General features: G+C 41.0%; 13 protein-coding genes and 1 pseudogene. 12 read left to right on the top strand and 2 right to left on the bottom strand.

Features of this window, described 5'->3' with window-relative positions; all coding sequences use genetic code 11:
- The 11 genes and pseudogenes from HGO97_RS24520 to HGO97_RS13425 all read left to right on the top strand — a co-directional run.
- Positions 1-66, top strand: a 66-nt coding sequence (locus HGO97_RS24520; RefSeq protein ID WP_216242606.1) for a DUF4368 domain-containing protein, incomplete at its 5' end; no start/stop codon positions are given.
- Positions 67-223: 157 nt separating this feature from the next.
- Positions 224-451, top strand: coding sequence for a hypothetical protein (locus tag HGO97_RS13470; protein ID WP_246597440.1), 228 nt, complete (start codon positions 224-226; stop codon positions 449-451).
- 184 nt (positions 452-635) lie between these two features.
- Positions 636-1,052: a YjdF family protein gene (locus tag HGO97_RS13465; RefSeq protein ID WP_216242565.1), complete on the top strand. Its 417-nt coding sequence runs from the start codon at positions 636-638 to the stop codon at positions 1,050-1,052.
- 227 nt (positions 1,053-1,279) lie between these two features.
- A pseudogene (locus HGO97_RS13460) lies at positions 1,280-1,489 on the top strand (hypothetical protein); the annotation flags it as partial.
- Between the two features lie 119 nt (positions 1,490-1,608).
- Entirely contained in the window at positions 1,609-2,184 is a 576-nt protein-coding gene (locus HGO97_RS13455; protein WP_216242561.1) for a TetR/AcrR family transcriptional regulator, read from the top strand.
- Positions 2,185-2,449: 265 nt separating this feature from the next.
- Positions 2,450-3,328 carry an AraC family transcriptional regulator gene (locus HGO97_RS13450; protein WP_246597446.1) on the top strand — a complete coding sequence of 293 codons (879 nt, stop codon included), beginning with the start codon at positions 2,450-2,452 and terminating at the stop codon, positions 3,326-3,328.
- 95 nt (positions 3,329-3,423) lie between these two features.
- Positions 3,424-4,083, top strand: a complete 660-nt coding sequence (locus HGO97_RS13445) for a DUF1905 domain-containing protein (RefSeq protein ID WP_216242556.1) — start codon at positions 3,424-3,426, stop codon at positions 4,081-4,083.
- A 501-nt stretch (positions 4,084-4,584) separates the two neighbouring features.
- Complete coding sequence (locus tag HGO97_RS13440) at positions 4,585-5,088, top strand: GyrI-like domain-containing protein (RefSeq protein ID WP_216242555.1); 504 nt, start codon at positions 4,585-4,587, stop codon at positions 5,086-5,088.
- 430 nt (positions 5,089-5,518) lie between these two features.
- Positions 5,519-5,626 (top strand): hypothetical protein, encoded by a 108-nt coding sequence (locus tag HGO97_RS13435; protein WP_408610857.1) that lies wholly within the window; start codon positions 5,519-5,521, stop codon positions 5,624-5,626.
- Complete coding sequence (locus HGO97_RS13430) at positions 5,619-6,056, top strand: pyridoxamine 5'-phosphate oxidase family protein (RefSeq protein ID WP_216242553.1); 438 nt, start codon at positions 5,619-5,621, stop codon at positions 6,054-6,056. Before HGO97_RS13435 ends, HGO97_RS13430 begins: the two co-directional genes overlap by 8 nt.
- Before the next feature lie 192 nt (positions 6,057-6,248).
- Positions 6,249-7,136 carry an aldose 1-epimerase family protein gene (locus tag HGO97_RS13425; protein WP_216242551.1) on the top strand — a complete coding sequence of 296 codons (888 nt, stop codon included), beginning with the start codon at positions 6,249-6,251 and terminating at the stop codon, positions 7,134-7,136.
- A gap of 54 nt (positions 7,137-7,190) precedes the next feature.
- Here the strand turns inward: HGO97_RS13425 and HGO97_RS13420 are convergent, their stop codons facing one another.
- Positions 7,191-7,718 (bottom strand): PadR family transcriptional regulator, encoded by a 528-nt coding sequence (locus HGO97_RS13420; RefSeq protein WP_216242542.1) that lies wholly within the window; start codon positions 7,716-7,718, stop codon positions 7,191-7,193.
- Between the two features lie 166 nt (positions 7,719-7,884).
- On the opposite strand from HGO97_RS13420, the gene HGO97_RS13415 reads away from it, so the two are divergent.
- Entirely contained in the window at positions 7,885-9,252 is a 1,368-nt protein-coding gene (locus tag HGO97_RS13415; RefSeq protein WP_216242540.1) for an MATE family efflux transporter, read from the top strand.
- A 49-nt stretch (positions 9,253-9,301) separates the two neighbouring features.
- Here the strand turns inward: HGO97_RS13415 and HGO97_RS13410 are convergent, their stop codons facing one another.
- Positions 9,302-9,925, bottom strand: a complete 624-nt coding sequence (locus HGO97_RS13410; RefSeq protein ID WP_216242538.1) for a GNAT family N-acetyltransferase — start codon at positions 9,923-9,925, stop codon at positions 9,302-9,304.
- Between the last annotated feature and the right edge of the window lie 13 nt (positions 9,926-9,938).

Genomic DNA, 9,938 nt, shown 5'->3' with positions numbered 1-9,938 from the left:
AGTGAGGACGGAAGCCGGGAACAGGAAGTGGAAATCTTCTACCGCTTTATCGGCAAAATCGAATGACACATCTTGAGATACCCAACAATATCTTTAACTAAGGGAAACGGGTCAGGCGGTTCCTGAATTAGAAAAGATCGTAGCATTAAGTGAAGTTTTTGATGTAACGATTGATTACCTTTTAAAACCATCTGAAATAGATGAGTTATCAGTCAAAACCGAGATGTTAGAAAAGCAGCAACAGCAAATATTAATCCGGGAGAGAAAACAAAAGCGGCTGGTCCGCTGTATTGCTTATGCGACAGGGATTTATCTGTTGTTTCTTGCCGTATTTTTAATCGGGCATTTTTATTTTGAGATATGGAATCCATCCGTCGTATTTGCAGAATTTATCATTGCGACTGCAATCGTAATCTGCATTTCTATAAAAATTATGGGGAAAGAAGAATGATTCGAATATAATAAAGATATATTGCACCTTAAGTGCTTTATATAAAAACAGCGATAAAAACACAACGCAGAAATTTCTGCTGAGTCGGTAGGTAGTCCGGCCGTGCTGCTCATGCAGCATAAGTAACCCTCCCTCCTTGGGTCGTCCGTTTGCTGTTCATTTCAAAACTAAGGAGGAATTTGTCATGGACAGAGCAACAGGGACACTCACCGTATTTTTTGAGGAGCCTTTCTGGGTGGGGATTTTTGAGCACACAGAGGCTGGGATGTTATCTGTTTCCAAGGTTACATTTGGAGCAGAACCAAAGGATTATGAAATCTATGATTTCATCCTGAAAGAATACGATCACTTGAAGTTTAGTCCGGCTGTGGCAGCTAATGCAGAAAAGGTCAGAAGAAATCCCAAAAGGATACAGCGCGAGGTACATAAACAGGTAGAAAATACCGGGTTAGGCACCAAGGCGCAGCAGGCCTTAAAACTGCAGCAGGAGCAGATGAAAACACAGCGCAGGGCGATCAGCAGAGAAAGATCTGAGGCTGAAAAGCAGCGCCGGTTCGAACTGAAACAGCAGAAGAAAAAAGAGAAACACCGGGGCAGGTAACGCTGCCCCTTCTTCGTACCATCACATCAAACCTTCCGCTTATATTCTTTGTTTTACCTGTATTTATCGGATATGGTATAATGAAGCACAGTAATATGCAGAGATTTCATACTGGCTCCACATAGAAATGTTATCTTAGGATAAGAGGTGATGAGATTCCATGGCAAGATTATTGATCGTAGAAGATGATAAAAGGACAGAAGAGGTGTCTGTGAAAATGGACGCTTCTTCGGTACAAAGGAAATACGGTCCTTGTGGTGGAACATGATAAGGACCGTATTTCCATTGCAGACCATGTCATCGACGTGGGGCCTTTGGCAGGACAAAATGGAGGGAAGAACGGGGGAGAGGTGGTATTTGCAGGAACACCAGAAGAGATGCTTCAAAATGCAAAGACACTGACAGCGGACTGCCTGCGTGCATCCAGTATTTCATAGACGAATTACTGTTTTCCCTGCTCCTGATTAGAAAATTAATGAGGAGAGAATGAACGAAGGTTGACAAAACTAATCATATTAGTTAAAGTGTAAAAATAAATAGTTTTGCAGGAGGAATTATGGCAAGGGCAGGTCTTGATAAAAATGTAGTGGTAGAAAAAGCAGCACAGTTAGCAAACAAAATAGGGTTAGAATCAATTACTTTAAAAATATTGGCGGACAGCTTAAATGTTCAGCCTCCGTCATTATACAATCATATCAGGGGACTGGATGATATAAAGAATGAACTAATGCTCTATGGCTGGCGGCATATGGAAGAAAGGATGCTGGAGGCTGCAGTGGGGGTCAGTGGATACGATGCATGGGAGGCAATCTGCAGGGCATTTTATGATTATGCAACAGAAAATCCAGGCGTTTTCAGCGCTATGCTGTGGTATAACAAATACCAGAACAATGAAGCGGAGAAGGTTACACAAAGGCTATTTGCTATCTGCTCGAAAATCACTTCTTCGCTGAATATTTCTGAGGAAAACTGTAATCATCTGATTCGTACATTTCGCGCGTTTTTGGAGGGCTTTTCACTGCTGGTTAATAACGATGCATTTGGCCATTCGCTGCCGGTGGAGGACAGCTTTGAGTTTTCTCTAAAGGTATTGACTGCCGGGATGAAAGAATTGGAAGAAAAAAACATCTGACCTTATGGCGATAGACCGAAAAATATCAGATTGTTGAACAAAAAGAATTTGGTGTGGAAGTTTCATACTGGCTTCACATTCATATGTCATAATTACTATGTAGTTAGCCATAAGAAATCCTGTAAAAATCAAATCCTGTATAGGTATCTCTAATTAGTACAACTCTAAAAGCCTTTCGATTAATTGCGGCAGAAATAGTCGAGCGGAAGTATTTGATTTGCCTTATCATGGTACCCATAGAAGGGAGGAAATCAACGTGGACTGGATGAAAAATCTGAATGATGTCATGAATTATATTGATGACAATTTAGAAAATGAAATATCCCATGACAGGATTGCAGAGATTGCGTGCTGCTCTATTTATAATTTCCAGAGACTATTTTCCTATGTAGCCCAGACCTCTTTGTCAGAGTACATCAGGAATCGAAAGCTGACACTTGCAGCATTTGACGTGATAAAAGGCGATGAGAAGATCATTGATGTTGCCTTAAAGTATGGTTATGATTCTCAAGATGCCTTTTCCCGTGCATTCCGGAATTTTCACGGAGTTTTGCCCTCGACAGTAAGAAAAGAACCGGTGATGCTAAAATCCTGCCCAAAGCTTTCCTTCCAAATTTCAGTTACAGGAGGAGAGAAAATGAATTTTCAAATTGTGCAGTGGCCTGCATTTAAAGTGGCGGGGATATCCAACAGGATAAAAACGGACAGGGCTTTTGAGCTTGTGCCCTCTATATGGGATAAGGCATGGAAAGATGGCACGATGCAAAAGTTCATAAATTTTTTTCCAGATTATCGCCCAGCAGGCTTCTTGGGGATATCTGTTGGCGGGGAATGGGGGAATTCAGAGGAGATGGACTATGTCTTGGCTGTGACCAGCCATGTGGATGTTCCAGAATGCAACCCAATCCCCACGCCGATTGGAATGGAGGAGTTTTCCTATCCTGCTGCAATGTGGGTAATAATCAATGCAGACGGTGAACTTCCAAATGCAGTGCAGGAAGTCTATCAAAAATTTTATACCGAATGGCTTCCAAATTCAGGCTATAAACTATCGGATCTGCCTGTGATGGAGTGTTATATGCAGGATAACCACCAGGAAGTATGGATAGCAATAGAGAATGCATCGGTATTTCGGACCCTTTAATGACAGTATACTGAACATCTATGTCATCCGGGATAAACATGGGCAATTATCTGGGCTGTATGTTGAGGACGGCGTGAAAGAATAGCATTTAAGTGATGAGACAAAATGTGGGAAAACATCAGATGATTTATCGTTTTAACACTACATTACACAAGGGCGGGAACCGATTTTTTGCATCTATACCATTTAATATCTGGGAGATAACCGGATTGAAAGGGAACATTCCCTGCAGGGTTGTAATGGAGGAGCATTCTTTTGAATGCAGACTGGTTCCCAAGGGCGGTGGAACTTATTGGATACCTGTTAACAAGAGCATTGCGTCCAGTCTGCTACAGGAAAGAGAAATAAAGACATCATTAGAGCCAATCCTATCTTTATCTCGGATCAACCATGACAGCCCTTACTCAAAAGAGCTGCCGGTGCGAAAAATAGACAGCATTCAGGAGATTCCCTTTCAGCAGGGACTCTGTGGTCAGTGCTGTGTGGCCATGCTGGCAGGGGTAAGCCTGGAGAAAGTGATTTCCGTGATGGGAAGAGGACGTGCTTCCTGGTCGAAGATTTTAGAAACCTTAGATTACAATGGAATTTCCTATGCGGGGAAAGCCGTTTATCCAAGAGGAGGATCCTTCCTGCTTCCGCAATGCTGTATTGTGAACCATCATAATGTCTTTTTGCTCTGGTATAAGGGAGCTTTTTGGGGCGTACAAAATGTAGATTATAGTAAAATAATCAGTTATATAGAAATATTTCTATGATAAATGGCGTGCAGCAATTTGTTTCTATACGCGCAGAAGTTAAGGATGTCCCTTTGTATCTTTATCTTCACGGTGGGCCAAGGGATGCAGCGTTTCCACTGGTTATGAAGTATAACAAGGATATAGAAAAGCATTTCATCAAAACGCTTTATTCTTGGCAGGTCATTCATAGGGAAGTGTCCTGGGATTTTTTTTATAATAGTTAGGATAATAAATTATACAAAAAGGACAGAAACATATTTCTGTTCTTTTTCTTTAGAATTAAAGCACAAGGCATCCTGCATCAAGATAAGATAATTATGGAAACAATTCCCTGCTGAACAGACAGCTTAAAGATGTTAAAATACGTATCTGACTTATCCAAACAGTACACTAAATGAGAGGAAAGGCCCTGGAAAATCAGTTATAATTAAGAATCCAAGAGAGGAAAGGGGGTAAGATATGAATCCCCTTAATTGAACAGAAAAATAGATGAGAGAGATAAAACAGGAGGACAAGCATATGGATTTACCTTTTCGGATAGAAAATAAAAACAGCTTTCGGGTTGTGGGTCACTTGCTCAAAACAACAAACCAGAAGGGGGAGGGGAGGAAAGCAATTCCGCTGCACTGGTCAAAAATACAGGAGGAGCATCTTAAGGAACCATTACTGAAATTAGCTAATCCGGGACTGGATGGATTGTGGGGAATCAATATATACAATACAGACCCCTTGGATTCCAGAAAATTTGAGTATGTGATCGCTGTCGTAAGTAACCTTGAGGTATCAGATGAACTTTCCGAGTATATCGTACCTGCAATGACATGGGCTGTGTTCCCATGCACACGTGAAACCATCGGGAAAACCGAAGCTCAGGCAATCACAAAATGGCTTCCAAAATCCAAATACAGACCATTAAATAAGGGATATATCACTGGCAGGATGAAATCGGGAGCGCCGGATATGGAATACTATGGCAAAGACGGGCAGGCTGAAGTCTGGATTGCAGTGAAGGAGAAACGATAACCTGATGGCCTGCAACGGTTACAAGTTAGAACAGGATAAGCTTGACACTACTAATTATTTTAGTTAAAGTTTAAATATCAATAGATTTCCATGGATTGCTATTGACAATCCCAGTTAAGGGGGAATGCAGTTTTGAAGTCGCAGAGAAAGCAAGGAGGAAGTTTTTATGAAGGAAAGAGATAATATGGAAAACTCTAAATTAGGGTGGTATCTTCTATGTTTGTCAATAGGCGCTATTTTGGGGATAGCGATGTTCAACAGGATAGGTTGGATATTCTAAATCCCTGCTAATAAGCGGAATATTATAGTTTATAGAACAAATCACCTGAACTTTGTCAGCCTGCTCATTGATTGCTTGGATTCTGTATGAGTCTTCTGGTATGTGTGCTTTATAGCAAGGGAAGGTAGAAACGAACTATGAGATTGGTATGTGAATGTAGAGAATTGTATCATAACAGTAAATACATATAGTTATACGATTATAACAGTACATAAAGAAAAGAATATGGGGAGACCAGGGAGAATAAAGAATGGATAGAGTTACACAATTTTTTGAAATCATACACAAGGACATGAGTGTAGTACTTGCTACGGCATCAGATGAAAGCGTTACCATGCGGCAGGTCAGCCCGGTTGATTATAGAGGAAATATTTTGATTTTCACGGATCCTGGTTCACTGAAATATCAGCAGTTAAAAGTAAATCCTAACTGCTGCATTGCTGCCGGACCTTTTTTTGCAGAAGCCAAAGCAGTATTTTTAGGCGCAACGATGTTAGATTCTAATGAAGAATTACGTCAGGTCTACTGTGAAAAATTTCCGGGAGCTTTTGATGAAGGTGTTGCCCTGGGAGGAAGAGATGCAGAATTCATATTGCTTGAGCCATTGAAATTAAAAGGATGGGCTTTTGAAGATGATATTCCGACTTCGGATGGGGTACCTACCATTCCATTTGAAATTGATATCTAAATAATCACCTCCAGGCAGGAGAGATAGGTCTGTAGAAAAAAGGACTATAAAAATAACGCGTTACAAAATAATAAACATGTAAAAATAGGAAAATACCTTTGACTTTTCTCCTGGTTAATCTCATAATAAACATGTTCATAGAACAAGAATAGCAACTGAGTACTTTTTTCAAAGACAGGAGGAGCACACACTATGGAATACACATTGAAAAATGATGTATTAAAAGTAAGCTTTCAATCAAAGGGGGCTGCACTTTCATCCATTCAGGACAAGGATGGCACGGAGTTTTTATGGCAGGGAGATAAGACCTACTGGAGCGGACAGGCACCAGTACTTTTCCCAATCTGCGGCAGTTTAAGAGATGATAAGGCGCAGATTGGAGATGGGAAAGTAACAGAGATGCCCAGACACGGAATTGTGCGTAAACGAGAATTCATCTGTGAGAAACAGGGTGAAAATGAGATTGTTTTTTCTTTAAAAAGCGATGAGGAGATGCTGAAACAGTATCCATATCCTTTTGTTTTGAAAATCAAATATACCCTGACAGGGAATACGATACGTACCCAATATGAGGTAAACAATACCGGAGAAGAGGATATGCCATTTTTTATAGGTGGACATCCAGGTTTCAACTGCCCTCTGTTTGATACCGAACACTACGACGATTATAGAGTGGAATTTTTGCAGGAGGAACACTGCAGTGTTCCGACACCGGTCACAGAGACAGGATTGATTGATATGGAGCACCGCAGTCCATTCTTGCAGAACCAGAAGGAAGTCTCTTTGAGCCATGAAATGTTCGAGAAGGATGCAGTCATTCTGGATGAGATCAAATCCAGAAGCGTAAAGCTTTTATCCAAGAATCATAAAAAAGGGGTCCGCCTGGATTTTGAAGACTTTCCATATCTGATTCTGTGGTCCACAGCCAATCATGGACCATTTATTGCAATGGAGCCGTGGGTGGGCTTATCAACCTGCAGTGATGAAAGCGATGTGTTCGAGAAGAAGCGGAATATTCAGACTGCAAAGAGTGGAGAATGCCGAGAATATTACTTTGACATCACCATTTTAGGAGAATAAGAAGGGCACCCCACCGTCATACCAAAGAGGGTGGGGGATTTCCTTGTATTTACTTTATAAAAGCGTTGCCTTTAAAGAGGCGATCCACGCCTCCAGTGCCTCCGCCAACAGAAGCTGCTGTCGCAGTACCGCTTTTCCTGTTTCTGGGATCTCGGGTATCTGCTCTTTCAGGGCAATATTTTCTTCTATATATGATTTCATCACACCGACTTCTTTTTCAATGTCATCCAGACACTTCTTTTTCTTTTCCTTTGAAAGCAGTTCCAGATTTACGATTACAGCATTAAAATCTAAGAATATACGAACTGGCTTTTCAGCAATCTCTAACATTAATCTTTCAAATTCCTGTTCCCCCGCACTGGTCAAAGAATAGACCGCTTTTTCCGGCATATTTCCTTCCTTGACAGGGGTACTTTTAATATATCCTTTTCCCTCTAATTGAATTACTTTCTTATAGATCGAAGGGGTACTGATTTTTACCCATCTGGATATATTTCTGTATTCCACCTGCTTCTGGATATCGTAAGCACTCAATACTTCTTTTTTTAACATCCCTAATACAATCAGATCAATTGTCGCCATAAGGTCCTCCTTAAAGAAATTTTATATTTATCACCGTATACTATAATTTATAGCAATTTATATTGACAACTACTATAAATTATAGTAGCATGAGTCGTGAAACTAAATTACTATAATTTATAGTAATTCAATTTATGCTTGGTGTCAAGAGAAAGGAGAGTCTGTTATGAGCGGACAAAATAAAAAAATGGAGCTGCTGGGGAGTACCCCCATTCCAAAAGCATTGCTGGCAATGGGGATTCCAACGATGATAGGTATGATGATCAACGCCTTATATAACCTGGTAGATGCCTATTTTGTAGGAGGGCTTGGAACCAGTCAGATGGGGGCTATTTCTGTTACATTCCCATTAGGCCAGGTGGTGGTAGGATTGGGTCTTTTGTTTGGAAGTGGAGCAGCATCGGCAGTCTCGAGACTGCTTGGTAATCATGAGAAAGATAAGGCTGATAGAGTTGTCAGTACCGCTGTTTATGGAAGCGTTCTTGTTGGAGCAGTTGTAATCTTATGCGTTGTTGTGTTTTTGAATCCGATTTTAAAGCTTTTGGGAGCGACACCGAGCATACTTCCTTATGCCCGGACATATGCGAGAATTTATATCATTTCCTCTATTTTCAATGTATTCAATGTAGCTATGAATAATATTGTGACCAGTGAGGGCGCCGCAAAAACTACGATGGGAGCACTATTGACTGGAGCTATCCTAAATATGGTCTTAGACCCTGTTTTTATTAATGTCCTAGACTTTGGAGTCGCCGGTGCTGCCATTGCCACAGCTATTTCGCAGATGATCTCAACCTTGGTTTATTTATATTATATACGAAAGGGGAAGAGTATCTTTACTTTCCGTATCAAGGAGTGCCACTTTTCAAAAGAGATTATATCTGAAATTTTAAAAATTGGGATTCCAACCCTGATTTTCCAGCTCTTGACTAGTCTTGCAGTGGCGCTGATTAATATGGAAGCCAAGGGATATGGTGATTCGGTCATTGCAGGGATGGGAGCCGTAACGAGACTGATTTCCATGGGAAGTCTCATGGTATTCGGATTCATCAAAGGATTTCAGCCAATTGCCGGTTACAGTTATGGTGCAAAAAACTATGTGCGCTTAAAAGAGGCAATCAAGATTTCGATTATTTGGTCCACAGTATTCTGTGTTTTCTTTGGGGGAATCCTGGCTTTACTCTCAAAACCGGTCATCTCACAATTTACAGACCATGATTTGGAGATGATTCGCATTGGAAGCTATGCACTGCGTGCAAATGGACTGTCTTTCATGTTGTTCGGTTTCTATACGGTACATTCTTCCTTGTTCCTTGCCCTTGGAAAAGCAAAAGAGGGGATGATTCTCGGGACGTGCAGACAGGGGATCTGCTTTGTTCCGGCCATCCTGTTTCTGCCGATGTTATTTGGCGTGAATGGAATCATTTATGCACAGCCGGCTGCAGATGTCCTCTCGGCTGTAGTTACGATAGTTATGGCAATAAGATTTGAAGCATCTCTTGAAAAGCGCATGCGTGTGGAAACGGCAGGATAGAAGGATTGCTTGTCCGGCTATAGAATTGCCCTGGCCGGACAGCAGATTCTCAGGCAATCTGATATTCATACAGATAGAAGGACATGGTATTTTCAAGTCCAACAGGCACATGACAGCTTTTCTCACCACATCTTTTCATTCCTTGGTGTTCATAAAATCCATAGTTACAACTGCTATCCGTATATAAATAAAAGTTTTTGACCTCACAATCTTTGAAATAATGAATCGCTCTCGTGAACAGCTCTTTTCCTACGCCCATCCCACGACAGCTTGCATTCAGTGCAAAAAAAACGATCTCCCCATCGTAGTCGGTCTTTCTATTATTTAGAAGCTCTTGATCGATAGAGTGTATTCCACCAAAAATCTTTATAACGGACCGGTCCTGTCTGCGGCACAACATTGCAAGCTCTGCACAAATGCGCGGTATTTTAAATTGAAACTTTGTTTTTTCCTTTTTAGCTCTCGCCATAATGATTCCAACAGGCGTATCCCCGTTCAATGCGACCTGGGTATATGATTGCTCACAAAGGCAGTTCATGAGATAAAGATGAGCCATCCGTTTTGCTGTATCTGCTGAACAGAATCTGTCATAATCCCAAGTCTTTCTGATGATATCCTCTAAAAAAGAAGCGTCTGATGATTGATATTTTCGGTAAGTAAGTGTATTCAACATATTTCTTCTCCTC

The organism is Faecalicatena faecalis, from assembly GCF_012524165.2.
GTDB classification, from domain to species: Bacteria; Bacillota; Clostridia; order Lachnospirales; family Lachnospiraceae; genus Faecalicatena_A; species Faecalicatena_A faecalis.
The sequence above is the reverse complement of the archived record's forward strand: the minus strand, read 5'-3'. Positions and strand labels throughout refer to the sequence as shown.